Origin of the sequence: Luteimonas sp. 8-5 (assembly GCF_029763755.1) — a bacterium.
Classification (GTDB): Bacteria; Pseudomonadota; Gammaproteobacteria; order Xanthomonadales; family Xanthomonadaceae; genus Cognatiluteimonas.
In genome coordinates this window covers 1-26,234 of sequence record NZ_JARUVM010000064.1, presented here as the reverse complement: position 1 = coordinate 26,234, position 26,234 = coordinate 1, and the positions used below count along the sequence as shown (strand labels likewise).

Genomic DNA, 26,234 nt, shown 5'->3' with positions numbered 1-26,234 from the left:
GCGGCGGCCTGGGCCGCGGCGCCGGTGGTGCCGGCATAGACCGCGCCGATCGGGGCGATGCGGGCCTGCTCGCGCTGCTGCGCCTGCGGCGAGACTTCCGGCGGGATCACCCCGTTGAGGTGGATGGCGAACAGGATCAGGCCCAGCGTGACCACCGCCAGGAAGGCCAGCACCATCGAGAAACGCTTCAGGAAGTCGAGGTCGTAGTTGCGCATCTGATCGTGGGGCTCCGGAAAACCAGTCCGATTATTCCAGATCGATTGGCCCAAAGCGAATCGCCGGGCGGCCCCCGGGATGCCCGCGGGCGGTCGGCTCAACGCAACTCGAGGCCCAGGGCTGCGGCGATGTCGCTCCAGGAAACGTACTTGTAGTTCTGGTTTTCCACCGGCATCACGTTGCGGCCGTCCTGCGCCACCATCGCGCCGTGCTCGAAGCCCGGCCCCAGGTCGAGGCTGCTGACGTCCAGTCCGTCGGTCTCGGAGATGCCGTCGATCCCGGCACCGGCATCGGCGACCACCGCGAACGAACCCAGGTACTCCTGGGGCGCCTCGCGACGGTACACCGCATAGGTGTCGTTGCCCTGGCTCGACAGCACCAGGTAGCCGCGGCCATCGCCCAGGTCGTACAGGCCGATGCCTTCCAGGTCGTCCTTCATCGCGGGGTTGCCGTCCACCCGGGCGATTGCGACCCGCGCATCGCCGCCATCGGGTTCGGCCGACAGCCGCCACAGGGCAGTGTCCTCTTCGTTGACGTAGAGCGCACCGTTGGCATCGTCGGCGACGCAGCCTTCGGTCTGCGACTCGAATGCCAGCTCCCGCACCAGCTCGGCGCGCACCTTGCCGTTGCCGGCGTCGTGGAGCCGCCACTGGCGCAGGCCGGTGTCGTCGCCGTTGACGAACACATAGGTGCCGCCATCGCGCGCGCTGCGATACATGCACAGCCCATAGGGATCGACGTAGCCGGTCGGTTGCGGTCCGGCGGCGACATCGACCAGCCGGCGTGCGGCGGTATCCAGACGGTACAGCGAGATGCCGTCGTCGCTGCGGTTGCTGGCGGCCACCAGCACCACCGGCTTGCCACCCAGCGGGAATCCTTCGCGCAGGTCGACGTTGTTCATCTTGCCGTCGGCGAGGAACTGCACGACCCGACCCTGCATGTCATACAGATAAAGGCCGGCCTTCTTGTCGGTCGCCACGACCAGGCTTGCGCCGGGGTCTTTCGGGTTGGCCCAGATCGCCGGGTCGTCGGCGGCATCGCCGTAGCTGTTGGCGGGAACCGTCTCCACGCGCGCGCGCACGATCGCCGGTGGCGGTACCGGCGGCGCCTGCGCCGGTGCTACGGCAGGCGCGGGCAGCCCGAGGGCATCGACCACGGCAGCCATCGACACCAGCTTGGTGTTGGCGGCATCGTCGTCGGCGACCAGCAGCAGCCCCGATGGATAGTCCTTGCCGACCGCGGCGGCGGTGGCGAACAACCGGCCGGGTTCCCCGACCGGTTCGCCCGCACCGGGTGGGCCTACCTGGAAGCTCCCCAGGTAGGTGCCGGAGCGCTCGCGATCGTAGGCATTGATACGGCCGGCGGAGGCGTCGGACGCCAGCAGCAGCTGTCGTCCCGGGCCGCCGTCATAGAGGGCGACGCCGCCGACTTCCTCTTCCAGCCGGCCCCGCAACGGGGTGTCCACGATCACCGCACCAAGATCGGCCTCGGGGTCCGCGTTGAAGCGCCAGATCGCCACGGCTTCCTCGCTCGCATAGACATGGCCGTGGCTGTCGGCCGCGCACTGCTTGAGCGTCGAAGGCACCTGGATCCGGCGCACCGGCCGTGCATCGAGCTGTCCGTCGGCACGCGCGTGGATGAGCAGCTGCTGGATCTCGCCGCCGTCGCCGACGACGAAGGCGTGCAGGGAATGGTCCAGCGGGTGTTCGAACAGGCACAGGCCTTCACCCGCGAAGCCGAGCGCGACGGGCTGTGCGCCGACCTCGGCGAGGCCGCCATCCGGGCCTGCGGCGAACAGGCGCAGGAAGTTGCCGGTCGTGTCGATCGTGGCAATGACCGTCCGCGCACGATCGCCGAAGCGCACGTCCTGGGCGACGGCGACGGCCGCGACTTCGCCGGCCGGCGTGGCCCCGCGCCGCTGCCCGTCCAGGCCATAGCTTTCCAGGCCGGCCAGCTTGGCCGTGGCCAGGACCCAGGCATCGGCACCGGCGCGCAGTAGCGCCGCGGCGTCGGTTTCGCCGCTGTCGGTGGGCTGCGTTTGTGCCGTCGCCCGGACCAGCGGGACGGCTTCCCCCGGCGACTGTGCCAGGCAGGCGCCCGACCAGCCGGCCAGGGTGGCCATGAACACCAGGATCATGCGATTCGGGGAAGTCATCCCTGTGGTCTCCAGTTGATAACGCCTTGATATCGCCCGCGCGAAGGGCGCGCGCGGCAGAACGATACACCATCTTGCACGAAACTTTCCAAATGGGTTGCAAATTGGAATCTTTGTTCGTAGTGTCGCCTCACGGCGACCCGGCGTGGCCGCCTTTTGGGGAAAGTCCTCGGGAGGGACTGGTCATGCAAAAGCTGAAACGCGACCTGCTTGCGGTGATGATTGCATCCGCCTTGCTACCCGCCGGCACCACGCTGGCACAGGAATCCACGACCGCTGCACAGGTGCCGCCACCGGCGGCCCAGGAAGAACCGAAAACCCTGAAGGGCATCATCGTCGCGGGCGATATCGAGTATCGCAACCGCACCGAGACGGCCGCGCCGGAGCTGGTGTACGACCAGCAGTTCTTCGAGGACTTCGAGCCGGTATCGGTCGGCGACCAGCTGCGACGGGTCCCCGGCGTCGCTTTCACCAGCGACATCGGCGAGTCAGACGCACCGCAACTGCGCGGCCTGGGCAACGGCTACACCCAGGTGCTGGTCAACGGCCGGCCGAGTCCCGGCGCCGGCAACGACCGCACCGTCTTCGTCGATCGCATCCCGGCCGAGATCGTCGACCGGATCGAGATCATCCGCTCGCCCGGCGCCGACATCGACAGCCAGGGCGTGGGCGGCACCATCAACATCATCCTCAAGGACGGCGCCACCCTGCCGCCGGGAATGATCCTGCGCGCCGGCGTCACCCACGACGTCGACAACGGCAAGCAGCGCGGCAACTTCGCGGTGTCGACCTCGGGCGGCAACGACGCCGGCGACGTCTTCTACTCGCTCACCCTCGACGCGCAGGAACGGTTCAACAACAAGGATGTCGTCGAGGAAGTGTTCGAGGAGGATTCGGTCGGATTCGCGGAAGAGGTCGCGAGCGGAGGCATGGGCCGCAGCCTGCAGCAATGGGACGATCCTTCGCAATCGGTGGCGGTGGAGCGCACCGAGGAGCAGGACTGGCGCGATTCGCGCGACGTCAGCTTCAACGGCGACGTGACCTGGAACATCGACATGGATTCGAGCCTGCGTCTCGATGCGTTCTACCTGAGCACCGCCCGCGACGAGCACCAGGACACGGTGGTGTACGAGGGCGACGGCAGCGTCGGCGGGCTCGATCTCGAAAACCCGGAACTCGAATTCCAGGACGCGGACTTCAACCAGGACAGCTGGGGCGTCACCGGCCTGTACGAGCGCACGCTCAGCGACGTGTCCAGCATCAAGCTCGATGCCAGCTATACCAATTTCGTCGACGACAGCACCGAGCTGACCTATGCCGACACGCCCGACGGCCTGGTCGAGCGCGAGGTCGTCGACGCGGACGACAGCGAATGGATGCTGGGCGGGTCCTATACCCGCGAGCTTCCCGGCTGGGCGGCCAACGGCGCGGAGCTGAAGATCGGCTTCTCGGCCAAGTGGAAGGATCGCGACTACGGCCTGTTGCTGGAAGAAGACCTCGACGAGGACGACTACGGCGGCAGCGATGGCCGCTTCATGTACTCCGAGGACCGGCTGGACGTCTACGGACTGGTCAAGTGGAACCTGTCGCCGTCGGTAGTGCTCGAAACCGGCGTGCGCGCCGAAAGCACCAAGACCACGCAACAGTTCCAGACCGTGTTCTCCGAGGGCGGCGTCGCCCAGGAGACCGAGTCCGGCAGCGCCGACAACAGCGTGTTCATGCTCAATCCGTCCGCGCACCTGCAGTGGAAACTGACTGACAGCGACCAGCTGCGCTTCAGCGTGGCCAAGACGGTCCGCCGGCCGGCCATTGACCAGCTGGTCCCGGCGCTTTCGCTCGAGTCGCCCGGCGACGAAGATGTCACCGTCGGCAACCCCGACCTGGACTTCGAAACCTCGATCGGCCTCGATCTCGGCTACGAGCACCGCATCGGCAAGCGCGGCGTGCTCGGCTTCAACGTGTTCACGCGCGACATCAGCGACCTGATCGCGCTGGTCAACACCGGCGATCCGGTATCCGCCCTGGGACTGGATCCGGACGACTATCCCGGCGGCCTTTACAGCTATCGCAACATCGGCGATGCGAAGACGCATGGTTTCGAGTTCGACCTGTCGACGCCGCTGGACATGATCGGGCTGGACGAGACCGGCGTGTTCGCCAACTACACCCGGCTCTGGTCCGAGCGCGCCGATCCCGCCGGCACTGGCGACATCCGCGTCGACTACCAGCCGACCTACGTCTACAACGCCGGCGTGACCCAGAACCTGCCGTCGCTCGATGCCAGCTTCGGCTTCAGCTACCAGAAGCAAGGCGAGTCGCGCTTCGTCACCTTCGGCGAGATCGAGAGCCAGTTGTACGACGGCAACCTCGAGGTGTTCTTCGAGAAGCGAATGGGAGACAACGTCGTTCTGCGCCTGACTGGCAACAACCTGCTCGATGCCGACAGCAGGCAGGCCGAGGCCGGCTTCGACGGCGACAGCGGCGAGGAGATCCTGGAAAACCAGGGCGCCTACGTGGTGGATGCCTACGAGGTCGAGCGCGAGAACTCGTCGCCGCGCTGGACGCTGACCTTGCGCGTGGTGTTCTGACCCCGGGTCAGGGCCTGCACACCTGGCCGGTGCGCGCCGATTCGGCGGCCGCTTCGGCCAGCGCCAGCGCCGCCACGCCATCGTCGTAACCAACGGCGGGCGTGGCACCGTCGAGGACCTCGACGAAGTGGTCCATCTCGCGTCGGTACGCCTCGGCGTAGCGATCGAGGAAGAAGTTGCGGAACCGGTCGCTGGCCGCGCCTTGCGCGGTCCATGCCTGGACCGTGGTTTCGTGCACGTTGTCCACGCGCAGCAGCCCCCCCGAACCGTACGCTTCGATCCGCTGGTCGTAGCCGAATCCGGAACGCCGGCTGTTGGCGATCACGCAGAGGCGGCCACTGGCGGTGCGCAGCAGCGTCCGCGCCGTGTCGACGTCGCCGAGGAGGCCGATCTCCGGATCCACCAGGCAACTGCCGCGGGCGAAGACTTCCACCGGCTCTTCGCGCAGCAACCATCGCGCCATGTCGAAATCGTGGATCGCCATGTCCTTGAACAGCCCGCCGGACACGGCCACGTAGGCCGGCGGCGGCGGCGAGGGATCGTTGGAGGTGATCTGCAGGCTTTCCAGCGCGCCGACTTCGCCGGCGTGCAGCCGCGATTCCAGCGCGGCGAAATGCGGGTCGAAACGGCGGTTGAACCCCAGCAGCAGACGGGCGCCGGACAAGGCACTGGCGACACCGCGTGCGCGCGCCAGGTCCTGGTCCACCGGCTTCTCGCAGAACACCGCCTTGCCGGCCTGGACCGCGCGCAGGCTGTATTCCAGGTGCGTGTCGGTTGCGCTGGCGATGACCACGCCGGCGATCGACGGGTCGGCGAGGACCTGCTCGAGCGTGGCGACGCGGCTGCCGCATTCGTTGGCCAGGGCGCTGGCGGCGCCTTCCTGCGGATCGACGATGGCCGCCAGCGCCACCCGTGGGTGGCGCGTGGCGTTGTGGGCGTGGATGCGGCCGATGCGGCCGGCACCGATGAGCGCGATGTTGTGCATGCGGTTTCCTTCAGGGGGCCACGAGGAGGTCGACGGCGGCACCGGAGCGCGCGGAGCGTGCGCAGGCATCGGCCAGCGCAAGCGCGGCGACGCCATCGGCATAACCGACCGCAGGCGCTTCGCGGCCGTGCACCACCTCGGCGAAATGATCGATCTGGGCGCGATACGCGTCGGCGTAGCGATGCTGGAAGTCGGGCAGGATCGGTGCGCCCCGGCTACCGGCGTCGGTCAGCGCCACCACCCGGTCGTGGCCCACATTGCCGGCGGCAAGGCGACCGTCGGCGCAGAACGCCTCGATCCGCTGGTCGTAGCCGCAGCCGCTGCGCCGGGTGTTGGAGATCACGCACAGGCGGCCGCCGGGGGTGCGCAGCAGCACCCGCGCGGTGTCGACGTCGCCGAGCCGGCCGATCTCCGGATCCACCAGGCAGCTGGCCATCGCGAACACTTCGCAGGGCTCTTCGCCGAGCAGCCAGCGGGCGAGGTCGAGATCGTGGATAGTGAAGTCCAGGAACAGCCCGCCGCTGTTGGGGATGAAGCCGGGCGGCGGCGCGGCCGGATCGTGGTTCACCAGGTGCAGGGTTTCCAGCGTGCCCACTTCACCGGACGCCAGGCGCTGGCGCAGGACGCGGAACTGGGGGTCGAAACGACGGTTGAAGCCCAGCAGGAAGCGCGATCCGTCGAACAGCGGCTGCGCTTCGCGCACCTGGGCCAGGTCCAGGCCGATGGGCTTCTCGCAGAACACCGCCTTGCCGGCGCGGACCGCCGCCAGCGCGTGTTCCAGGTGCTTGTCGGTGGTGCTGCAGACCAGCACCCCGCCCACTTCGGGGTCGGCGAGCGCCTGCTCCAGGCTCGCTATCCCGGCCCCGGTGCGCGCCACCATGGCGGCTGCGGCATCGGCCCGGGAGTCGACGACGTATTTCAGGCGCAGGCCCGGATGGCCGGCGGCGTTGGGCCCGTGTACCTGGCCCATGCGTCCGGCACCCACCAGGGCGATGGCGATCTGCTCCAATGTCGTCTCCCCGGCGGGGATCCGCCGCGGATAGAATATTTGTTCTGTTTGATAATTCAATAGAACCGACGGGATGGCCGTCGCGAGGAGAGGTCGATGGCTGGACCCAGGAAGGTTCCGGGGAGCGTGGAGGAACTGCGGGCCGCGATCCTCGACCAGTACGAATCGCTGAGCAAACGGCTCAAGCAGATCGCGCGCTACGTGCTCGACGAACCCAGCGCAGTGGCGCTGGAGACCGTGGCCGTGCTCGCCGAGCGCACCGGGGTGCAGCCGTCGGCGATCGTCCGTTTCGCCAAGCACTTCGGCTTCGATGGCGCCAGCCAGATGCAGCGCCTGTTCGTCGACGGGTTGCTGGGCAGCGTGCCGCAGGGCTACGGCGAGCGCGTGCGCGAGTTCACCCGCGAGGTCGACAGCAAGCAGGTCGGCGATCCGGGACAGGTGCTGGCCGAGTTCGTCGAGGGCAACGTGCTGGCGCTGGAGAACCTCGGCAAGGCAATCCGCGGCGAGGACATGGCGCACGCGGTCAAGCTGATCACCGACGCCGACACAGTGCACGTGGCGGGCTTCCGGCGCTCGTTCCCGGTGGCTGCGTACCTGGCGTATTCGCTGCACCAGGCCGACAAGCGCACGGTGCTGGTCGACAACGTCGGCGGCATGGCGATGCAGCAGGTGCATTCACTGTCGCCGCGCGACCTGCTGGTGGCCGTGAGCTACCACCCGTATGCGGAAGAGTCGGTGCACCTGGTCGAAGCCGCGGTGGCGCGCGGCTGCAAGGTACTGACCCTTACCGACAGCCTGGTGAGTCGGGTGGCCAAGCCGGCGACGCAGGTGCTGCAGGTGCGCGAAGCGGAAATCCGCAAGTTCCGGTCTCTCTCGGTGTCGATGTGCCTGGCGCAGGCGCTGGTGATTTCCTATGCCTTCGCCAACCCGCCACCGGAGGGCGCCATCGCGGTGCCGAAACGCAAGCCGGCACGGCGGAAAAAATGAAATGAATGTTGCATTTCAAGTACAGAAAGAATATATGTTGCAATAGAAAAGGGGCGCCTGTGCCCGGCGTTGGGGAAGTGGCTGCATGGTGGCGGAAAAGCAATTCGATCTAGTCGCCATCGGCCGGTCCTGCATCGACCTGTACGGCGAGCAGGTCGGGGGGCGGCTGGAGGACATGCGCTCGTTCGCCAAGTACGTGGGTGGCAGCCCGACCAACACCGCCATCGGCGCCGCCCGCCTGGGCCTGCGCAGCGCACTGCTGACCCGGGTTGGCGCCGACCACTTCGGCCGCTACATCCGCGAGCAGCTCACGCGCGAGGGCGTCGATGTCCGCGGCGTGGGTGAAGACCCGGAACGCCTGACCGCGCTGGTGTTCCTCGGCATCCGCGACCCGGACAATTTCCCGCTGATCTTCTATCGCGAGGACTGCGCCGACATGGCGCTGCAGCCCGCGGACGTGGACGAGGACCTGGTCGCGGCCGCTGGCGCGGTGCTGGTCAACGGCACCCACCTGTCGCGCGGCAACGTGTTCGACGCCTCGCTGCGTGCCTGCACCATCGCCCGCGCCAATGGCGGCAAGGTCGTGTTCGACATCGATTACCGTCCGGTGCTGTGGGGCCTGGCGCCGAAGGACATGGGCGAGGACCGCTTCGTCGCCGATGCGGCGGTCACCGCGCGGCTGCAGCAGGTGCTGCCGCTGTGCGACCTGGTCGTCGGCACCGAGGAAGAAATCCACATCCTGGGCGGCAGCACCGACACCATCGCCGCGCTGCGCGCGATCCGGGCGACGACCCCGGCACTGCTGGTGTGCAAGCGCGGGCCGCAGGGTTGCGTGGCGTTCCCCGGGGCGATTCCGTCGCGACTGGACGATGGCGTGGTCGGCGAGGGCTTTGCAGTGGAAGCGTTCAACGTGCTCGGCGCGGGCGACGCCTTCATGGCCGGCTTCCTGCGCGGCTGGTTGCGCGACGAACCGCTGGCGACCGCTTGCGCGTGGGGCAACGCCTGCGGCGCGATCGTCGTGTCGCGGCATGGCTGCTCGCCGGCGATGCCGACCCGGGCCGAGCTGGATCAGTTCCTGGCGAACACGCAGCGCCCGTTCCGCCTGCGCGAGGACGCCGCGCTGGCGCACGTGCATTGGGCGACGACGCGCGCGGGTAGCTGGCCGCGATTGACGGTGCTTGCCATGGACCACCGCAGCCAGTTCGAAGCGCTTTGCGCGAGCACCGGGGCCAGCCTGGAGAAGCTCCCCGCATTCAAGGCGTTGGCCCTGCGCGCGGTGGATCGGCTTGCCGGTGGCGATCCCGGCTTCGGCGTGTTGCTCGACGGCCGTTACGGCATGCGTGCCCTCGAGGTCGCGGCCGATTTCCCCTACTGGATTGGCCGCCCGATCGAGCTCCCCGGTTCCTGCCCGCTGGAGTTCGAAGGCGGGCCGGACGTGGCCGCCGAACTGATGTCCTGGCCGCGCAACCATGTGGTCAAGTGCCTGGTCTTCTACCACCCGGACGATCCGGCTGCATTGCGCGAGCGCCAGGAACGGCAGCTGCTGCGCCTGTTCGATGCGACTCGCGCCACCGGCCATGAGCTGTTGCTGGAAATCATCGCCTCGCGCGCTGGGGTGGTCGGCGACGACACCGCTGCACGGGTGATCCAGCGCTGCTACGACATCGGCATCAAGCCTGACTGGTGGAAGCTCGAGCCCAGCGACAGTGCGCAGGCGTGGCACAGCATCGAGGACACCATCAACCGCAACGACCCATACTGCCGGGGTGTCGTGTTGCTGGGCCTGTCGGCCCCGGAGGAAACCTTGGTCGCCTCGTTCCAGGTGGCTGCCCGCATGCCGGTGGTGAAGGGTTTCGCGGTCGGGCGCACGATCTTCGCCGACACCGCCGAGCGCTGGTTGCGTGGAGACATCGACGACGAAGCCGCGATCGCGGAACTGGCGCGCCGCTTCGGTGTGCTGGTCGATGCCTGGGCCGCCGCGAGCAGGGCCGGCTGATGGCGACGATCCGCCTCACCGCCGCCCAGGCCACGGTGCGTTGGCTCTCCGCGCAGCGCGTCGACGTGGACGGCGTGGCGGTGCCGTACTTCGCCGGGGCCTGGGCGATCTTCGGCCACGGCAATGTCGCCGGCCTTGGCGAGGCGCTGCATGCCGCCGGCGACGCGCTGCCGACCTGGCGGGCGCACAACGAACAGGCGATGGCGCATGCGGCGATCGCGTACGCCAAGCAATTGCGGCGGCAGCGCGCGATGGTATGCACCAGCTCGATCGGCCCGGGCGCCACCAACATGGTCACCGCCGCCGCGCTGGCCCACGTCAATCGCCTCCCGGTGCTGTTCCTGCCCGGCGACGTTTACGCGAGTCGGCGACCGGATCCGGTGCTGCAACAGATCGAAGCGTTTGCCGACGCCACGGTGTCGGCGAACGACTGCTTCCGTCCGGTGTCGCGCTATTTCGATCGCATCCAGCGCCCGGAACAATTGCTCGATGCCTTGCCGCGGGCGATGGCGGTGCTGCGCGACCCGGCTGCCTGCGGCCCGGCAACGCTGGCGTTCTGCCAGGACGTGCAGGCCCAAGCCTTCGACTACCCGCTCGCGTTCTTCGAACCGAGTGCGTGGCCGTTGCGGCGCACGCCTGCCGATGCCACCGAACTGGAAGCGCTGGTCGCAGCCATCCGCCACGCGCGCAGGCCATTGCTGGTGGCCGGTGGTGGCGTGGCCTATGCGCAGGCCGAAGTGGCACTGGCGGCGCTGGCCGAGTCCACCGGACTGCCGGTTGCCGAGACCCAGGCCGGCAAGGGCGCACTGCACTGGAACCATCCGTGCAACCTCGGTGCGATCGGCGTCACCGGCTCCAGTGCCGCCAATGCGGCGGCGCAGGCGGCGGACCTGGTGATCGGTATCGGTACGCGCCTGCAGGATTTCACCACCGGGTCGCGCAGCCTGTTCGCGCAGGCGCGCCTGTTCCAGGTCAACGTGCAGGCGAGCGACGCGCACAAGCACGGCGCGCAGCCGGTGGTCGGCGATGCGCGCCTGGTGCTGGAAGCCTTGCGCAAGCGCCTGGACGATTGGCGCGTGCCGCCCGAAGCGCAGCGCGAGGACGGCGCGGCGATCGCGGCCTGGCATGCCGCGGTGGACGCGGCGGTCGCAGGCGATCCCGGGACGACACTGCCCAGCGACGCGCAGGTCATCGGCGCGGTGCAGGCGGCCATGCCGGAGGACGCGGTGGTGGTCGCGGCCGCGGGCGGATTGCCGGGCGAACTGCACAAGCTTTGGCGCACCTCGCAACCGGGCGGCTATCACGTCGAGTACGGCTATTCGTGCATGGGCTATGAAATCGCCGGCGCACTGGGCGCGAAGATGGCTGCGCCCACCCGCGAAGTCGTCGCCATGCTCGGCGACGGCAGCTACCTGATGCTGAACTCCGAGCTCGCCATCTCGGTGATGCTCGGCCACAAGATCATCGTGGTACTGCTCGACAACCGCGGTTTCGGCTGCATTGACCGCCTGCAGCACGCCACCGGCGGCGCCGGGTTCAACAACCTGCTCGCCGATAGCCGCCACGCGGCGCTGCCCGAGATCGACTTCGCCGCACATGCACGCAGCCTCGGCGCCGAAGCGGAACAGGTCGACACCCTGGGCGAGCTCGGCGCCGCGCTCGCACGTGCCCGCGCCTCGAGCCGCAGCCATGTGGTGGTGATCCGCACCGATCCGCGCGCCAGCACCGGCGCGGGTGGCGCCTGGTGGGACGTGGCCGTGCCGGAAGTGTCGGGCCGCCCGGAAGTCACCAGCGCACGCCGCGCCTACGAAACCCGCCTGCGCAAACGCGAGGAGCCACGATGAGCATCCGCTTCGGGGTCAGCCCGATCGCCTGGAGCAACGACGACATGCCCGAGCTCGGCGGCGATACGCCGCTGGACGACATCCTGCGCGATGCGCACGAGGTCGGTTTCCAGGGCATCGAACTTGGCGGCCGCTTCCCGCGCGACCCCGCGGCGCTGCGCGCGTTGCTGGCCCGGCACGAGCTCGACCTGGTCGGCGGCTGGTACAGCGGCGCGCTGCTGGCGCATGACGCGGACGCGGAGATCGCTGCGCTGCAGGAGCACCTGTCGCTGCTCGAAGCACTGGGCAGCAAGGTGTTCGTGTTCGCCGAGGTGCATCGGTCGGTGCATGGCAACCGCACCATCCCGATGTCGGGCACGCCGCACCTGCAAGCCGATGCATGGCAGCAGTTCGGCGAACGACTGACCCGGGTCGCCGACCATGTTGCCGCTCGCGGCCTGCGTTTCGCCTACCACCACCACCTCGGCACGGTGGTGGAGGATGCGGCCGAGCTGCAGCGTTTCATCGACAACACCGGCCCGTCGGTCGGGCTGACCCTGGACAGCGGGCACGCGGCGCTGGGCGGGATCGACCCGCTGCAGGTGATCAGCGACCATCCGGGGCGGATTGCGCACGTGCATTGCAAGGACGTGCGCAGCGCGGTGTTCGCGCACGCGGCCGAACACCACGACAGTTTCCTCGACGGCGTCCTCGCCGGGATGTTCACCGTGCCCGGCGACGGCAACCTCGACTTCGACGCATTGATGGGGGGGTTGGCCGCGATCGGCTACGACGGCTGGATCGTGGTCGAGGCCGAGCAGGACCCGGCCAAAGCCGACCCGCGCACTTATGCCGCGCTCGGTCTTGAGACGTTGCGCGCCGCCGCGACCCGGGCGGGCCTGCAGTGAGCGATTCGCTGCGCGTCCGCCCGCATGCCCCCGACAGCGACGGCACCGTGCTCGAGGTGACCCCGGCCAGCGCGGGTTGGCACCATGTAGGCTTCCGCCTGGTGCGGCTCGACGCCGGGCAGCGACACGCCGCGTCCAGCAGCGACCGCGAAACCTGCCTGGTCCTGGTGGCCGGATGCGCCGACATCGAGGTGGGCGATCGTCGCTTCGATGCCGTCGGTGGCAGGGGCTCGCCCTTCGAGGATCGCGCGCCGGGAGCGGTGTACGTGCCCGCAGGCGTCGCGTGGACCGTCATTGCGCGCGACGCGGTGGAGCTTGCGGTGTGCAGTGCACCGGCGCAGGAAGGCGGCGAGCCACGTTTGATCGAAGCCGCGCGCATGTCGCGGGAAACCCGCGGCAGCGGGACCAACACCCGTTACGTGCGCAACATCCTGCCGGAGACGGAGCCGGCGCAAAGCCTGCTGGTGGTGGAAGTGATCACCCCGGGCGGGCACTGGTCCAGCTATCCGCCGCACAAGCACGATACCGCGCAGGCGGGTGTCGAGACCCAACTGGAAGAGACCTATTACCACCGCGTGCAGCCCCCGCAGGGTTTCGCGTTCCAGCGCGTGTACACCGACGACCGTTCGCTCGACGAGACCATCGCGGTGGAAGACGGCGACGTGGTGATGGTGCCGCGCGGGTACCACCCGGTCGGCGCGCCGCACGGCTACGACCTCTATTACCTCAACGTCATGGCCGGCCCGCGCCGGCAGTGGGCGTTCCGCAACGATCCGGCGCACGCGTGGATCGCGCGCCGGGACTGACACACGCGAAGCAGGAAACGACACCCATGCGCAGCATCGAACATTTCATCAATGGTCGCCGGATGGCCGGTGGCGACGGACGCCATGGCGATGTCTTCAACCCCAATGACGGCCAGGTCCAGGCCCAGGTCGCGTTCGCCGGCCAGGCGGAGCTGGATGAGGCGGTGCGCGGCGCCGCGGCAGCGCAGCCGGGATGGGCCGCGCTGAACCCGCAACGGCGGGCGCGCGTCCTGGTGCGCTTCGGGCAATTGCTCGAGGCGCACATGGACGAACTGGCCGCACTGCTGTCGAGCGAACACGGCAAGGTCCTGGCCGACGCGCGCGGTGACGTGCAGCGCGGACTGGAGGTCATCGAGTTCGCCAGCGGCATCCCGCACCTGCTCAAGGGCGAGTTCACGCCGGGCGCCGGGCCCGGCATCGATGTGTACTCGATGCGCCAGCCGCTGGGCGTGGTCGCCGGCATCACCCCGTTCAACTTCCCGGCGATGATCCCGATGTGGATGTTCGGGCCGGCAATCGCCAGCGGCAATGCCTTCATCCTCAAGCCGTCCGAACGCGATCCCTCGGTCCCGGTGCGGCTGGCCGAGCTGATGCTCGAGGCCGGGCTGCCGCCGGGCGTGCTCAATGTCGTGCATGGCGACAAGGACACGGTCGCGGCGATCCTGCGCCACCGCCAGATCAAGGCGGTGAGCTTCGTCGGCTCCTCGGCGATCGCCGAAGAGGTGTATGCCACCGGGGCGCGCCATGGCAAGCGGATGCAGGCGATGGGTGGCGCCAAGAACCCCGGCATCGTGTTGCCCGACGCCGACCTCGACCAGGCGGTGGCGAGCATCATCGGCGCCGCCTACGGCTCGGCCGGTGAACGCTGCATGGCGTTGCCGGTGGTGGTGCCGGTCGGCGAAGCCACCGCGCAGGCGTTGCGCGGGAAGTTGCTTGCCGCGATTGCCGGGTTGCGCATCGGCGTCTCCACCGATCACGACGCGGACTATGGCCCGCTGATCAATGCCGCGCACAAGGCGCGGGTGGAAACCTGGATCCAGGCGGGCGTGGACGAGGGCGCGGAGCTGGTGGTCGACGGCCGCGGCTTCGAACTGCCCGGACACGAGGGCGGCTTCTTCCTCAAGCCGAGCCTGTTCGATCATGTCACGCCGGACATGACCACTTACCGCGAGGAGATCTTCGGTCCGGTGTTGCAGATCGTCCGCGCGCACAGTTTCGAAGAGGCGATCGCGTTGCCGACCCGGCACCAGTACGGCAACGGCGTGAGCATCTTCACCCGCGACGGCCATGCCGCGCGCGAGTTCGCCGAGCAGGTGGAAGTGGGCATGGTCGGGATCAACGTGCCGATCCCGGTTCCGGTCGGATACCACAGCTTCGGCGGCTGGAAGCGCTCCGGCTTCGGCGACCTCAACCAGTACGGCATGGACGGCGTGCGCTTCTTCACCCGCACCAAGACCGTCACCCAGCGCTGGCCCAGCAGTGGCGGCGTGGCCGACGCCAGCTTCCTCATGCCGACTTCGCACGCATGAACGGCCTCCTGCGCTACTTCGCCACCGGCGCCGATCGCCCGCTGATCGAAGACGCCGAGGAAGTCGCACGCCAGTATCGCCGTCACCGTTTCCGGGTGATGCTGGCCATCACCCTGGGCTACGGCCTGATCTATACCTGTCGCCTGGCGCTGGGCGTGGTCAAGAAGCCGTTGATCGACGGCGGCATCTTCACCCCGGCCGAACTCGGCACGATCGGGTCGGCGCTGTTCTATACCTATGCGCTGGGCAAGCTGACCAACGGCTTCCTGTCCGACCACGCCAACATGAAGCGCTTCCTCGCGGCGGCCTTCATGCTCACCGCGCTGTGCAACCTGGCGATGGGCTTCGCCACCACCCTGTGGCTGGCGGTGGTGTTGTGGGGCCTCAACGGCTGGTTCCAGAGTTTCGGCGCGCCCGGCGGCGTGGTGGCGATGACCGCCTGGTTCTCCAACCGCGAGCGCGGACGCGCCTACGGGGTGTGGAGCACGGCGCATTCGATCGGCGAGGGGCTGACCTTCCTGGTGGTCGGGTTCGCGGTCAGCGTGCTCGGATGGCGCTGGGGTTTCTGGGGGCCGGGCCTGATCGGGATCGCGACCGCGATCGGCTGCTACCTGCTGATCCAGGATCGTCCGCGCACGCTCGGCCTGCCCGAAGTCAACGACTGGAAGGGCGATCGCTACGAGGGTTCGAACAAGCCCAGGCTCACCTCGGTGCTGGCGCTGCAACTGTCGATCCTGAAGAACCCCGCGATCTGGATCCTGTGCCTGGCCAGTGCCACCACCTATATCACCCGCTACGCGATCAACTCGTGGGGCATCCTCTACCTGCAGGAAGCGCGCGGATTCTCGCTGCCCGCCGCCGGCACGCTGCTGATGACCAGCACGCTCGCGGGCATTGCCGGTGCGGTCGCGTTCGGCTTCATCTCGGACAAATGGTTCGGCGCACGCCGGCCGCCGGCCAACCTGCTGTTCGCGGTCATCGAACTGCTCGGCCTGGGCCTGTTCTTCTTCGGGCCCAATTCGACGCCGGTGCTGGTGGTGGCGATGCTGCTGTTCGGCATGGGGCTGACCGGCCTGGTGACGTCGCTGGGCGGATTGTTCGCCGTCGACATCGCGCCCAAGCGCGTCGCCGGTGCGGCGATGGGCGTGATCGGCATCTTCAGCTACACCGGCGCGGCGATCCAGGAGCAGGTGAGCGGTTCGCTGATCCAGCACGGCATGACGATGGTCGGCGACGACCGCGTCTACGACTTCGGCCCGGTGATCTGGTTCTGGATCGGATCGTCGGTGCTGTCCATGCTGCTGGCCGCCAGCCTGTGGCGCACCCGGCTCCAGGATTGAGGAACGACATGCTGCAACCCTCGCTCGAACTGACGGCGATGATCGCCGCGGCGCAGGCCGCAGGCAGCGGCCTGAAGCGTCATTTCGCCCAGCTTTCCGGACTCGGGATCCGGGCCAAGAGTGGCCCGGCCGACCTGGTGTCGATCGCCGACGAGGAAGCCGAGGCGACGGTACGCGGCCTGCTCGCCGTCGCGCAGCCAGGTTACGGATTCCTGGGCGAGGAGGGTGGCGTGCGCGCCGGTAGCGACGCGCACAACACCTGGATCGTCGATCCGCTCGACGGCACCACCAACTTCCTGTTCGGCGCACCGCTGTGGGGCGTCAACATCGCGCTGGCGCGCGAGGGCCGGGTGGTCGCTGCGGTGACCTACCTGCCGATGCTCGACGAGATGTACGTGGCCGAGGCCGGGCAGGGCAGCTGGCTCAACGGCCAGCGCATCCATGTGTCAGGTCGCGCCACGCTGGTCGAAGCAGTGCTGGGTTGCGGGATTCCGTTTGCGGGCAAGCCGGCGCAGGCGCGGTTCGCGCGCGAGATGGCCTTGCTCACGCCGCGCTGCGCCGGCATCCGCCGCACCGGTGCCTGCGCGGTGGACATGGCCTGGGTCGCCGCCGGCCGTTGGGACGCCTACTGGGAAAACGCGCTGTGCGCCTGGGACATGGCGCCGGGCACCTTGCTGGTGCAGGAAGCCGGCGGCATCGCCACCGCGGCCGACGGCAGCGTGCTGGATCCGTTCGGCACCAGCGTGCTCGTCAGCAACGGCGTAGTGCATGCGCCACTGCTCGAATTCCTGGACCAGGCAAGGGAGGAACCGGCATGAGGATTCCACGACGCGGCTTCCTGAAACTGGGCGGGCTCGGCGCCCTGCTGGCGGCGATGCCGCGCGCATTCGCCGAGGCATTGGGCTATCCGCGCGCGCTGCAGGGACCGATGATCGGCGCCCCCGGACCGAACCACGTCAACGTCTGGGTTCGGCCCAGCGGCCTGTTCGAGGTGGCGCTGGAAATCGCCACCGATCGCGAGTTCCGCAACCTCGTGCCTGTGCCGACGACGCAGGCGCGCCAGGCCGACGAGGGTTGCGTGGTGCTGCGCGCCGAAGGCCTGCAGCCGTCCACCGACTACTGGTACCGACTGCGCTACGCCGGCGTGCACGATCGTTACCAACCGCTTCCGTCTCGCACCCGCACCGCGCCGGCGGGCCCGGCTGCGTTCCGGGTCGCCTTCGGTTCGTGGTGCCGGATCCAGTTCGACGCCGACCAGCCGATCTGGAACGTGGTGCGCCCGCTCGAGCCGGACTTCTTCATCTGGCTTGGCGACAACAGCTAGGGCGACAGCGACTGGGCAGACGGCCTGGTCGACCTGTACGCGCGCGGACGCAACGTCGAGCGGCTGGAACCGCTGCTGCGCTCGACCCCGCAGATCGCGACCTGGGACGACCACGACTTCGGCTACAACGATTCGGCCGGCAGCAACCCGTTCAAGGTCGATTCGCTGCGGATCTTCCGCAGCTTCTGGGCCAATCCGTCCTACGGCGAAGCCGACAATCCGGGTGTCTACTTCCGCCAGCAGTACGGCGGCGTCGACTTCTTCGTGCTCGACGGCCGTTACCACCGCTCGCCGACGACCCAGGTCGATGACGCGAACAAGACCATGCTCGGCGCGCGGCAGAAAGCGTGGCTCAAGCGCGAGCTCAAGGCCAGTACCGCACCGTTCAAGATCATGGCGATCGGCGGCGGCTGGTCGGCCGCGGAGAACGAGGACGGCGGCGACTCGTGGGGCGTATTCCTCACCGAGCGCAACGAGATCTTCGACTTCATCCGCGACGAAGGCATCGAGGGCGTGGTGTGCATTTCCGGCGATTCGCACATGGGCGAGCTGAACTGCATTCCATGGTCGTCGCGTGGTGGCTACGACATCTACGACCTGTGCTCCTCGCCGCTGGCGCAGATGCCGGCCAGCAAGAACACCCGGCAGGCGCCCGAGGTGCGGGTGCGCGATACCTGGACGCGCTCGGTCAACGTCGGCCTGTTGCAGTTCGACCTCACCGGCGACACGCCGCGGCTGACCTACACCCTGCACGACGTGATGGGCGAACCGGTCTGGGAGCCGCTGGAGCTGACGCCCGACGACCTGCGCAATGGCGTGCGCACCTGGGACCGCAAGGCCGACCCGAAGGAAGTGGAGCGGCTGGAGCGCTTCCGCGCCGGCAAGGGCTATTACGGTTTCGATCCGCCCGAGGGCTGGCCTAACCACCCGTACTACGACGGATCGTCACGCTGATCGTGCCGGGCGTGCGCCGCTGGCGCAGCGTGTACTCGTCGATGCTGCCGGTGGCGCGGGTCCCGGCATAGTCCACGCGCGATTCCTCGAAGTCGCGCCCGAACAGGTCGGTGAGTTCCGCGCGCAGGCGCCAGTGGGTGCCGAGTCGCTTCTCGGCGAACAGCGTCCAGCCCGCGTCTTCGGATTCGCGGGTGATGCGGTCGTAGCGGTACTCGGTCTCGCGCTCGGCGATGTGTTCCACCTCTACGCCCCAGTGCATGCGCAACGCCGGCAACTCCTGGCTCAGTTCGACTTCGCCTTCGAACGGCTGTTCGCCGGAAATCCGGCGGCGCGCGCCGGTGACCGGGTCGGTCACCGCGCTGTCTCGCCACAGCGCGGTGGCCCGCAAGCGCGCACCGCGCAGGCCGAGGCCTTGCAGCGACAACGCCAGGTCGGCAGCCAGGGTGTCGCGACGGCCGTCGCCGATGTTGCCGGGCGCGTCGAACAGTTCGTCTCCGTCGATCACCAGCACCCGATCGACCACGCCGTCGATGCGCTCATGGGTCCAGTCGAGGGTGAGCGCGGTGTCGGCGCCGAAGCGATGTTCCCAGCCGAGCACCGCGCGCCAGCTGCGTTCGGGACGCAATTCGGCGTTGCCGGCGCTGACCGTGCCGCTTTCCAGCGATGCCGAGGCGACGAAGTCCTCGAACTCGAGCTGGCCCACTTCGCGCGACACCGCCAGGCGCCATTCATCGGCGTCGCCGGGCGTCCAGCGCAAGGCGACCCGCGGTTTCGGATAGACGAAGCTGCGCGAACGATCGTGCCCGTCCGGACTCGATTGCGAGAGTACCGACCGCTCCAGGCGCAGGCCCGCTTCCAGTGCCCATGCCGGTCGCGGCTGCCAGGCAAGACCGAAAGCAGCTTGCGCACGCTGCTCCTCGACCCGCACCCGCGAGCCGGGCAGCGCGACTTCGACACCGTCCTCCTCGAGCCGGGCGTCGCCCTGCAGGAAGTTCGCGGCGGCCTCCAGCGAGGCATTGAACGACAGCGTGTCGCTGCGCGTGTGCGCCAGGTCGATCCGGCCGATGGTCTCGCCGCTGTCGGCGTAGGCGCGGAACCGCTCCTGCTCGCCGTCCTCGACGGCATCCTCGGATTCCTCCAGTCGCGCGCGCTGGCGCGTTGCCATCGCGTCGAGGCGCGTACGCGCGCCCAGGTCGCGGCTGTAGCGCGCGCCGAACTCGGATTCGCGAACCTCCTCATCCTCGGCGATGCGTTCGCCGGCACCGATCAAGGTATCCACGCGCGCGCGCTCGCCGCGCAACGCCGCATTGAGCGCAAGCTGCCCGGCAGCGAACGGCTGCTGCCAGGCGGCCGTCGCCGAACGCTTGCGCTTGGGCGTACGGGTGCTCCAGTCCAGGTGTTCGGCGTCGGCAGCCTCCGCTTCGCGCACCAGGATCGCGCCGTCGCCGGTGTCGTCGTCGAGTTCGGGCTCCTGTGCGAACGCCAGCTCCAGGCGGCGATCATCGCGGCGACGCGTGTACTGGAGCGTGGCCTGCGGTGCCGACCATCCGTCGGTGGAGGCGACCAGCCCGGTTTCGATCGCGCTCGTGGTTTGTGCTTCGTGGCGCAGCACGATGTTGGCGAGCACCGCATAGCCGCCCATGTCGATGCCGGGCGCGCCGGCGCGGATCAGCTCGATCCGTTCCACTGCGCTGGCCGGGATCCGCTGCAACTGCTCCGAGGTTTCCTCGCGTTTGCTGGTTGGCCTGGCGCCATCGACCAGCACGTTGCCGGCGGCGCCGGAATAGCCGCGTACGTCGGCGTCGGCCTCGATGAGGGTGAAGCCCGGCACCCGCTCCAGCATGTCACCGGCATTGGCCGGTGCGGCGTCGCGGAAGTATTCGGCAAGGAAGACTTCCGGTGCGGCCGCCGCGGATGACGACTGCGCTTGCGCCGGCATTGCATTGACCAGTGCCACGCAAGCCAGCACCAGCCAGGCGAGCCGGCTCGTCGGTTGATCGTAAACGCGCATTCCCCGTCCTTTCCCTGGCCACTGGCAGCCACGCTATGCTGGCCTTGCTGACACCGCGCGATCGGCTGCTGTCAGGTCGTTGTCAGGCAGCCGTCCGCATCCTCTGGCCCATGGACATGACCAAGCTGATTCGTACCCATCGATACCTGCTGCCGTTGCTGCTGGTATTGGCCCCCGCCGTGGCGCAAGCCGGCGACGACGACCACGACCATGTCGAGGCGCGCGAACTGCTCCGTCGCGGCGAGATCCTGCCGTTGCCGCGGATCCTCGATGCGGCACGCGAGCGCGTTCCCGGCGACGTGATCGAGGTCGAACTCGAGCGCGAGGACGACGGTTGGGAGTACGAGGTCAAGGTGCTCACCGAAGCAGGGCGCGTGCGCAAGCTGTACATCGACGCGGGCACCGCGAAGGTGCTGAAGGTCAAGGACGACTGATGCGTTGCCTGGTGGCCGAGGACGAGCCGCATATCCGCGCCGACCTCGAGGTCGCATTGCAGGCGGCCGGGTTCCTCGTCGACCAGGTTGGCGATGGCGATGCGGCGTGGTACCAGGGTGACGTCGAGGATTACGACGCGGTGGTGCTGGACCTCGGCTTGCCGCGCCTGGACGGGCTCAGCGTGTTGCGCCGCTGGCGCAAGGCCGGCCGTGCGTTCCCGGTGCTGATCGTGTCGGCGCGCGGCGACTGGACCGAAAAGGTCGAGGGCATCGAGGCCGGTGCCGACGACTACCTGGCCAAGCCTTTCCAGATGGGCGAGCTGGTAGCGCGGGTGCGCGCGCTGGTCCGCCGGGGTGCCGGCAAGCTGTCGCCGCTGGTCGAGGCCGGCGCCTTGCGCCTGGATACGGTGCGGATGACGGCGACCCATGCCGGCGCGCCAGCACGGGTCTCGCCGCTGGAGTTCCGGTTGCTGGATTACCTGGCCCATCAGCCCGGACGCGCGGTTTCCGCCGGTGAACTCGCCGATCATCTTTACGGGACGTCCGACGGCAACGATGCCAATGCCATCGAGGCGATCGTCGCGCGCCTGCGCCGCAAGTTCGGCAGCGAACTGATCCGCACGCGGCGCGGCTTCGGCTACCTGCTGGGGGGCGAGTGAGCCGCCATTCGCTGCGCTGGCGGCTGCTGCTGGCGGCGGCGGCCGGCATCCTTGCCGCGCTGGCCATCGCGTGGGTATTCATGACGGTGCTGTTCGAGCGCCACCTGGAACGCAACCTCGAGGCGGAAATGACCCGCGACGCGCTCGGCCTGGTGTCGGGCCTGGCCTTCGACCCGCGCGGCCAGCTGCTGCTGGAAGCCGAGCCCAGCGATTCACGCCTGCGCAAGCCGGCCGGCGGCTATTACTGGCAAGTGTCGACGGCGGCGGGCGTGCTGCGCTCGCGTTCGCTGTGGGACAGCGCGCTGACAGTCCCGACCCGCGCCCCGGCCGATGCCTGGCGCTTGCGCCATGCCGGTGGACCGTTCGACCAGGCTGTTGCGATCCTGGAGCGCCAGGTTAGCGTGGATGCCGACCATCCGCCGGTGGTCGTGCAGTTCGCCCAGGACCAGGCGCCGCTTGCCGACGCACGTGCCGAGTTCGGACGCGAGCTGGCGCTGTTCCTCGCCGGCATGTGGCTGGTCCTGCTGCTGGCGGCCTGGTTGCAGGTGCGCGTCGGGTTGCAACCGCTGGACCGGATTCGCGGTGATCTCGAACGCCTGGCACGCAGCCCGGATGCGCGCTTGCCGGCGGCGCACCTGCGCGAAGTGCAGCCGCTGGTCGAAGCGATCAATGCGCTGGCCGAAGCGCGGCACGAGGACCTTGCCCACGCGCGTCGCCGCGCAGCCGACCTGGCGCACGGCCTGAAGACACCGCTGGCGGCGCTGTCGGCGCAAAGCCGGCGTGCGCGCGAAGCCGGGGCCGCGACCGCGGCCGACGGCATGGACCAGGCGATTGCCGCAATGGCACGGGTGGTCGAGGGCGAACTCGCGCGCGCACGGGTGCAGCGGTTGGGCGGGATGCAGGCCGGCACCGTGGACGTGCTTGCGGTGGTCGAGCGCCTGGCCAACGTGCTCGAACACACGGAGAAGGGCGAAACCCTGGCCTTCGCGATCGAGGTACCCACCGGGCTCGGCCTGCCGGTCGGCGAGGAACCGCTGGCGGAGATCCTCGGGGCACTGATGGAGAACGCGGTGCGCCACGCTACGCGCCAGGTACGAGTGTCGGCCGCCGGGGGATCGGAGCGGATCTGCCTGCTGGTCGAGGACGACGGCGCCGGGATGCCGGCGGCGCAGGCCGAGGCGGTACTGGCGGGCAATGCGCCCGTCGACGTGTCGCCGCATGGCAGCGGCCTGGGACTGCAGATCGTGCGCGACCTGGTGCGCGCCAGCGGCGGCGCGCTGGCACTGGAAGCCTCGTCGCTGGGCGGCTTGCGGGTGGAGCTGGAGTGGCGCGCCTGGAGGGATTCGAACCCCCGACCAATGGCTTCGGAAGCCACTACTCTATCCGGCTGAGCTACAGGCGCGTGTTGCGGATTCTCGCATGTTGCTACGCTGGCGTGCCATGAACGACCCCGACTTCAAGCAACGACTGGGCCTGTACTGGCAGCTGGTCCGCGGCGACCGGCCGATCGGCTGGCTGCTGTTGCTGTGGCCGACCTGGTGGGGCCTGTGGCTGGCCGCCGACGGCGTGCCGCCGCTGTGGCCGCTGGTGGTCTTCAGCCTCGGCGTGTGGCTGACGCGCTCGGCCGGCTGCGTGATCAACGACTACGCCGACCGCTGGCTCGATCCGCAGGTCGAGCGGACCCGCGGCCGGCCGCTGGCGACCGGCGCGGTGTCCGGACGCGAAGCGCTGCTGGTGTTCGCGGCGCTGATGCTGGTGGCGTTCGCGCTGGTGCTGACCCTCAACCGGCTGACCATCTACATGAGCTTCGTCGGCGTGGTGCTGGCGGCCAGCTATCCGTACCTCAAGCGCTACACCTACCTGCCGCAGGTCTACCTGGGCATGGCTTTCGGCTGGGGCATCCCGATGGCGTTCGCCGCCATCCAGGGCGAAGTGCCGCCGGTCGCATGGGTGCTGTACGTGGCCAACATCTTCTGGGCCACCGCCTACGACACCTGGTACGCCATGGTCGACCGCGACGACGACATCCGCATGGGTGCCAGGTCGACCGCGATCCTGTTCGGCGACATGGACCTGGTCGCGCAGGGCGTGCTGTACGCGTGCACCTTCACGGCGCTGGCCCTGGTCGGTCGCCAGGCCGGCCTGGGCGAAGCGTACTGGTGGGGCCTGGGCGTGGCGGTGCTGCTGGTCGCCTGGCAGTTCGTGATCGCCCGCCACCGCGACCGCGACGCGTGCTTCCGCGCGTTCCTGCACAACCACTGGGTCGGCGCGGTGGTGTTCGCGGGCCTGGCGCTGGCGCTGTGGGGCGATTGAACGTGCTCGAACGCCTCGCATTGCGCAGCGCCGCGTTCGCCGAACGCTGGTTTCCCGACGCCTGGGTGTTCGCGGTGCTGGGCGTGCTGGTGGTGGCGGCGTGCGCGCTCGGCTTCGGCGCCAGTCCGCGCGACACCGTGCAGGCCTTCGGCGGCGGCTTCTGGAGCCTGATTCCCTTCACCATGCAGATGGCGTTCGTGGTGATCGGCGGCTACGTGGTCGCCACCGCGCCGGCGATCGCGCGGCTCATCGGCCGCATCGCGCGCTGGCCGCGCAGCGGACGCGGCGCGATCGCCTTCGTCGCCCTGGCCAGCATGCTCACCTCGCTGCTGAGCTGGGGCTTCTCGCTGGTGTTCGCCGGCCTGCTGGTGCGCGCGCTGGCGCGTCGCGACGACCTGGACATGGACTACCGCGCCGCCGGCGCCGCCGCCTACCTGGGCCTGGGCGCCGTGTGGGCGATGGGCCTCAGCTCGTCCGCCGCGCAACTCCAGGCCAACCCCGCAAGCATGCCGCCCGGCCTGTTGCCGATCACCGGCGTGCTGCCCTTCAGGCAGACCATCCTGCTGTGGCAGTCGGTGGTGCTGACCGGCGCGCTGGTGCTGGTGTCGCTGGCGGTGGCGTACTTCACCGCGCCGCGCGGCAGCGCCGTGCGCACGGTGCGCGACTTTCCCGACGCGCTCGACGCAGTGGGCGTGGTCGCCAAGCCGCAGGCGTTGCCGCCACCGACGCGCCCCGGAGACTGGCTGGAACACAGCCCGCTGCTGACCATCGCGCTTTCGCTGCTGGGCTTCGGCTGGCTGTACCTGGAGTTCACCGGCAAGCCGCTGCTGTCGGCGATCGCCAACCTCAACACCTACAACTTCCTGTTCCTGTCGCTGGGCCTGCTGCTGCACTGGCGGCCACGCAGCTTCCTCGACGCGGTGTCGCGCGCGGTACCGTCGACCGCCGGCGTGCTGATCCAGTTCCCGCTCTACGGCGGCATCGCGATGCTGCTGACGCACGCCGCCGGCGCCGACGGGCACACGCTGGCGCACCGGCTGTCGACGCTGTTCGTGCAGGTCGCCTCGCACGACACCTTCGCCGTGGTGATGGGCAGCTACTCGGCGGTGCTCGGTTTCTTCGTGCCGTCGGGCGGTGGCAAATGGCTGGTAGAGGCCCCTTACGTGATGCAGGCCGCCAACGAGCTGCAGTTCCACCTGGGCTGGGCGGTGCAGGTCTACAACGGCGCCGAGGCGCTGCCGAACCTGGTCAATCCGTTCTGGATGCTGCCGCTGCTCGGCGTGCTCGGGTTGAAGGCGCGCGACATCGTGGGCTTCACCTTCGTGCAGCTGCTGGTGCACATACCGCTGGTGCTCGGTCTGCTGTGGCTCCTCGGCACCACGCTCGCCTACATCCCTCCCGTCCTCCCGTAGGAGCGCGCCTTGCGCGCGAAGCAAGAGCGAACCGCCCGCTCACGTGCGGGGCGCCGCGGAATGGCCTTGCCCAAGCCGGGACACGGCGCGAGTACGTCCATGTAGCCTCGTCGTCGGCATCCATGCCTCCGACGGTCCCGTCTTGGGCAAGGCCATTCCACGACGCTAAGCCAAGCGGGTGGGTCGATGCTTCGGCCGCGAGGGTGCTCCTACGGGACGTGCGCGCAGACCCAGGCGTCGACGCGCCGGACGCCAGCGTCGTGCAGCGCCTGTGCGGCGGCGCGCAGGGTCGCGCCGGTGGTCATGACGTCGTCGACGAGGGCGACATGCGCCGGCATCGTAATGCCGCGTGTCGCGGCGAATGCACCGCGCAGGTTGGCGTGGCGCTCGCTTGCATGCTGTTGTCGCGACTGCGGCGCGGTGTTGCGCGCGCGCTGCAGCAGCTCCGTCCGCAGCGGGATGCGCAACTGGCGGGCCACTGGCCGCGCCAGTTCCAACGCCTGGTCGTAGCCGCGCTGGCGCAGGCGCGCGCGGTGCAGGGGCACCGGCACCAGGGCGGCGGGATACGCGGCATCGGCGCAGGCCTCGAGCATCAGCAGCGAGAGCAGGCGCCCGGCGGCGAGGTCGCGATGAAACTTCAGGCGCTGGACCCAGGTGGTCCACCGGCGGGGCGTAGACGAAGCTGGCGACCACCGCCTGCAAGGGCGCGGCTGCGGTGATCGCGGCCGGCCGGCACCAGGGCAGGCCCGCGTGGCATTGCGGACACAGGTCCAGGGCCGGCCGGG

The 26,234-nt window shown here is 69.1% G+C and carries 19 protein-coding genes, 1 tRNA gene and 3 pseudogenes; 16 read left to right on the top strand and 7 right to left on the bottom strand.

The features are described from left to right. Both QAA18_RS08315 and QAA18_RS08310 read right to left on the bottom strand, forming a co-directional pair. Positions 1-215 (bottom strand): annotated as a pseudogene (locus QAA18_RS08315) (cytochrome c5 family protein); the annotation flags it as partial. 98 nt (positions 216-313) lie between these two features. Next, the gene (locus QAA18_RS08310) at positions 314-2,371 is read right to left on the bottom strand and encodes a phytase (protein WP_279412466.1); all 2,058 of its coding nucleotides are present in this window, start codon (positions 2,369-2,371) and stop codon (positions 314-316) included. A 185-nt stretch (positions 2,372-2,556) separates the two neighbouring features. Between QAA18_RS08310 and QAA18_RS08305 the strand changes: the two genes are divergently transcribed. Next, on the top strand, positions 2,557-4,959 hold the full coding sequence (locus QAA18_RS08305) for a TonB-dependent receptor (protein WP_279412465.1): 2,403 nt from the start codon (positions 2,557-2,559) through the stop codon (positions 4,957-4,959). 7 nt (positions 4,960-4,966) lie between these two features. On the opposite strand, the gene iolG is transcribed toward QAA18_RS08305, so the two are convergent. Together iolG and QAA18_RS08295 are read right to left on the bottom strand one after the other, a co-directional pair. Then, on the bottom strand, positions 4,967-5,944 hold the full coding sequence (gene iolG, locus QAA18_RS08300) for an inositol 2-dehydrogenase (protein ID WP_279412464.1): 978 nt from the start codon (positions 5,942-5,944) through the stop codon (positions 4,967-4,969). Positions 5,945-5,954: 10 nt separating this feature from the next. Then, positions 5,955-6,953: a Gfo/Idh/MocA family oxidoreductase gene (locus QAA18_RS08295; protein WP_279412463.1), complete on the bottom strand. Its 999-nt coding sequence runs from the start codon at positions 6,951-6,953 to the stop codon at positions 5,955-5,957. Between the two features lie 96 nt (positions 6,954-7,049). Here QAA18_RS08295 and QAA18_RS08290 point away from each other — a divergent pair, with 96 nt between their 5' ends. The 10 genes from QAA18_RS08290 to QAA18_RS08245 all read left to right on the top strand — a co-directional run bounded on the left by QAA18_RS08290 (position 7,050) and on the right by QAA18_RS08245 (position 18,620). Next, positions 7,050-7,940, top strand: a complete 891-nt coding sequence (locus tag QAA18_RS08290) for a MurR/RpiR family transcriptional regulator (RefSeq protein ID WP_279412462.1) — start codon at positions 7,050-7,052, stop codon at positions 7,938-7,940. 85 nt (positions 7,941-8,025) lie between these two features. Further along, positions 8,026-9,936, top strand: coding sequence for a 5-dehydro-2-deoxygluconokinase (gene iolC / locus QAA18_RS08285; RefSeq protein WP_279412461.1), 1,911 nt, complete (start codon positions 8,026-8,028; stop codon positions 9,934-9,936). Further along, positions 9,936-11,780 carry a 3D-(3,5/4)-trihydroxycyclohexane-1,2-dione acylhydrolase (decyclizing) gene (gene iolD / locus QAA18_RS08280; protein ID WP_279412460.1) on the top strand — a complete coding sequence of 615 codons (1,845 nt, stop codon included), beginning with the start codon at positions 9,936-9,938 and terminating at the stop codon, positions 11,778-11,780. Before iolC ends, iolD begins: the two co-directional genes overlap by 1 nt. Next, the gene (gene iolE / locus QAA18_RS08275) at positions 11,777-12,667 is read left to right on the top strand and encodes a myo-inosose-2 dehydratase (RefSeq protein ID WP_279412459.1); all 891 of its coding nucleotides are present in this window, start codon (positions 11,777-11,779) and stop codon (positions 12,665-12,667) included. The genes iolD and iolE overlap by 4 nt, the downstream gene beginning before the upstream one ends. Further along, complete coding sequence (iolB, locus tag QAA18_RS08270; protein WP_279412458.1) at positions 12,664-13,473, top strand: 5-deoxy-glucuronate isomerase; 810 nt, start codon at positions 12,664-12,666, stop codon at positions 13,471-13,473. The genes iolE and iolB overlap by 4 nt, the downstream gene beginning before the upstream one ends. 26 nt (positions 13,474-13,499) lie before the next feature. Beyond that, entirely contained in the window at positions 13,500-15,002 is a 1,503-nt protein-coding gene (locus QAA18_RS08265; RefSeq protein ID WP_279412457.1) for a CoA-acylating methylmalonate-semialdehyde dehydrogenase, read from the top strand. After that, positions 14,999-16,342 (top strand): MFS transporter, encoded by a 1,344-nt coding sequence (locus QAA18_RS08260; protein WP_279412456.1) that lies wholly within the window; start codon positions 14,999-15,001, stop codon positions 16,340-16,342. Before QAA18_RS08265 ends, QAA18_RS08260 begins: the two co-directional genes overlap by 4 nt. A gap of 8 nt (positions 16,343-16,350) precedes the next feature. Beyond that, a complete protein-coding gene (locus QAA18_RS08255) occupies positions 16,351-17,160 on the top strand; it encodes an inositol monophosphatase family protein (RefSeq protein ID WP_279412455.1) in 810 nt (269 codons plus the stop codon). Beyond that, on the top strand, positions 17,157-17,666 hold the full coding sequence (locus QAA18_RS08250) for a PhoD-like phosphatase N-terminal domain-containing protein (protein WP_279412454.1): 510 nt from the start codon (positions 17,157-17,159) through the stop codon (positions 17,664-17,666). The genes QAA18_RS08255 and QAA18_RS08250 overlap by 4 nt, the downstream gene beginning before the upstream one ends. 24 nt (positions 17,667-17,690) lie before the next feature. After that, positions 17,691-18,620 (top strand): alkaline phosphatase D family protein, encoded by a 930-nt coding sequence (locus QAA18_RS08245; RefSeq protein ID WP_343226747.1) that lies wholly within the window; start codon positions 17,691-17,693, stop codon positions 18,618-18,620. Here QAA18_RS08245 and QAA18_RS08240 read toward each other — a convergent pair. Continuing rightward, complete coding sequence (locus tag QAA18_RS08240; protein ID WP_279412453.1) at positions 18,586-20,631, bottom strand: TonB-dependent receptor; 2,046 nt, start codon at positions 20,629-20,631, stop codon at positions 18,586-18,588. The genes QAA18_RS08245 and QAA18_RS08240 overlap by 35 nt on opposite strands. A gap of 116 nt (positions 20,632-20,747) precedes the next feature. Here QAA18_RS08240 and QAA18_RS08235 point away from each other — a divergent pair, with 116 nt between their 5' ends. From QAA18_RS08235 to QAA18_RS12915, 3 genes and pseudogenes are all read left to right on the top strand, one after another. Next, positions 20,748-21,065 (top strand): PepSY domain-containing protein, encoded by a 318-nt coding sequence (locus QAA18_RS08235; RefSeq protein WP_279412452.1) that lies wholly within the window; start codon positions 20,748-20,750, stop codon positions 21,063-21,065. Continuing rightward, positions 21,065-21,724, top strand: a complete 660-nt coding sequence (locus QAA18_RS08230) for a response regulator transcription factor (protein WP_279412451.1) — start codon at positions 21,065-21,067, stop codon at positions 21,722-21,724. Before QAA18_RS08235 ends, QAA18_RS08230 begins: the two co-directional genes overlap by 1 nt. Before the next feature lie 80 nt (positions 21,725-21,804). After that, positions 21,805-22,992, top strand: a pseudogene (locus tag QAA18_RS12915) (HAMP domain-containing sensor histidine kinase); the annotation flags it as partial. A 57-nt stretch (positions 22,993-23,049) separates the two neighbouring features. Here QAA18_RS12915 and QAA18_RS08220 read toward each other — a convergent pair. Next, positions 23,050-23,126 (bottom strand) — tRNA-Arg (locus QAA18_RS08220). 38 nt (positions 23,127-23,164) lie between these two features. Here QAA18_RS08220 and ubiA point away from each other — a divergent pair. Then, positions 23,165-24,037: a 4-hydroxybenzoate octaprenyltransferase gene (gene ubiA, locus QAA18_RS08215; RefSeq protein ID WP_279412450.1), complete on the top strand. Its 873-nt coding sequence runs from the start codon at positions 23,165-23,167 to the stop codon at positions 24,035-24,037. Positions 24,038-24,039: 2 nt separating this feature from the next. Then, positions 24,040-25,449 carry a TIGR00366 family protein gene (locus QAA18_RS08210; protein ID WP_279412449.1) on the top strand — a complete coding sequence of 470 codons (1,410 nt, stop codon included), beginning with the start codon at positions 24,040-24,042 and terminating at the stop codon, positions 25,447-25,449. A 209-nt stretch (positions 25,450-25,658) separates the two neighbouring features. Here QAA18_RS08210 and QAA18_RS08205 read toward each other — a convergent pair. Continuing rightward, positions 25,659-26,151 (bottom strand): annotated as a pseudogene (locus QAA18_RS08205) (ComF family protein); the annotation flags it as partial. Positions 26,152-26,234 lie beyond the last annotated feature (83 nt).

What these genes read in the sequence shown, in the direction of transcription:
- QAA18_RS08310 (WP_279412466.1), bottom strand. Translation starts at nt 2,371, where the DNA reads ATGACTTCCCCGAATCGCATGATCCTGGTGTTCATGGCCACCCTGGCC.
- QAA18_RS08305 (WP_279412465.1), top strand. Translation starts at nt 2,557, where the DNA reads ATGCAAAAGCTGAAACGCGACCTGCTTGCGGTGATGATTGCATCCGCC.
- iolG (WP_279412464.1), bottom strand. Translation starts at nt 5,944, where the DNA reads ATGCACAACATCGCGCTCATCGGTGCCGGCCGCATCGGCCGCATCCAC.
- QAA18_RS08290 (WP_279412462.1), top strand. Translation starts at nt 7,050, where the DNA reads ATGGCTGGACCCAGGAAGGTTCCGGGGAGCGTGGAGGAACTGCGGGCC.
- iolC (WP_279412461.1), top strand. Translation starts at nt 8,026, where the DNA reads ATGGTGGCGGAAAAGCAATTCGATCTAGTCGCCATCGGCCGGTCCTGC.
- iolD (WP_279412460.1), top strand. Translation starts at nt 9,936, where the DNA reads ATGGCGACGATCCGCCTCACCGCCGCCCAGGCCACGGTGCGTTGGCTC.
- iolE (WP_279412459.1), top strand. Translation starts at nt 11,777, where the DNA reads ATGAGCATCCGCTTCGGGGTCAGCCCGATCGCCTGGAGCAACGACGAC.
- QAA18_RS08265 (WP_279412457.1), top strand. Translation starts at nt 13,500, where the DNA reads ATGCGCAGCATCGAACATTTCATCAATGGTCGCCGGATGGCCGGTGGC.
- QAA18_RS08260 (WP_279412456.1), top strand. Translation starts at nt 14,999, where the DNA reads ATGAACGGCCTCCTGCGCTACTTCGCCACCGGCGCCGATCGCCCGCTG.
- QAA18_RS08255 (WP_279412455.1), top strand. Translation starts at nt 16,351, where the DNA reads ATGCTGCAACCCTCGCTCGAACTGACGGCGATGATCGCCGCGGCGCAG.
- QAA18_RS08250 (WP_279412454.1), top strand. Translation starts at nt 17,157, where the DNA reads ATGAGGATTCCACGACGCGGCTTCCTGAAACTGGGCGGGCTCGGCGCC.
- QAA18_RS08240 (WP_279412453.1), bottom strand. Translation starts at nt 20,631, where the DNA reads ATGCGCGTTTACGATCAACCGACGAGCCGGCTCGCCTGGCTGGTGCTG.
- QAA18_RS08235 (WP_279412452.1), top strand. Translation starts at nt 20,748, where the DNA reads ATGACCAAGCTGATTCGTACCCATCGATACCTGCTGCCGTTGCTGCTG.
- QAA18_RS08230 (WP_279412451.1), top strand. Translation starts at nt 21,065, where the DNA reads ATGCGTTGCCTGGTGGCCGAGGACGAGCCGCATATCCGCGCCGACCTC.
- ubiA (WP_279412450.1), top strand. Translation starts at nt 23,165, where the DNA reads ATGAACGACCCCGACTTCAAGCAACGACTGGGCCTGTACTGGCAGCTG.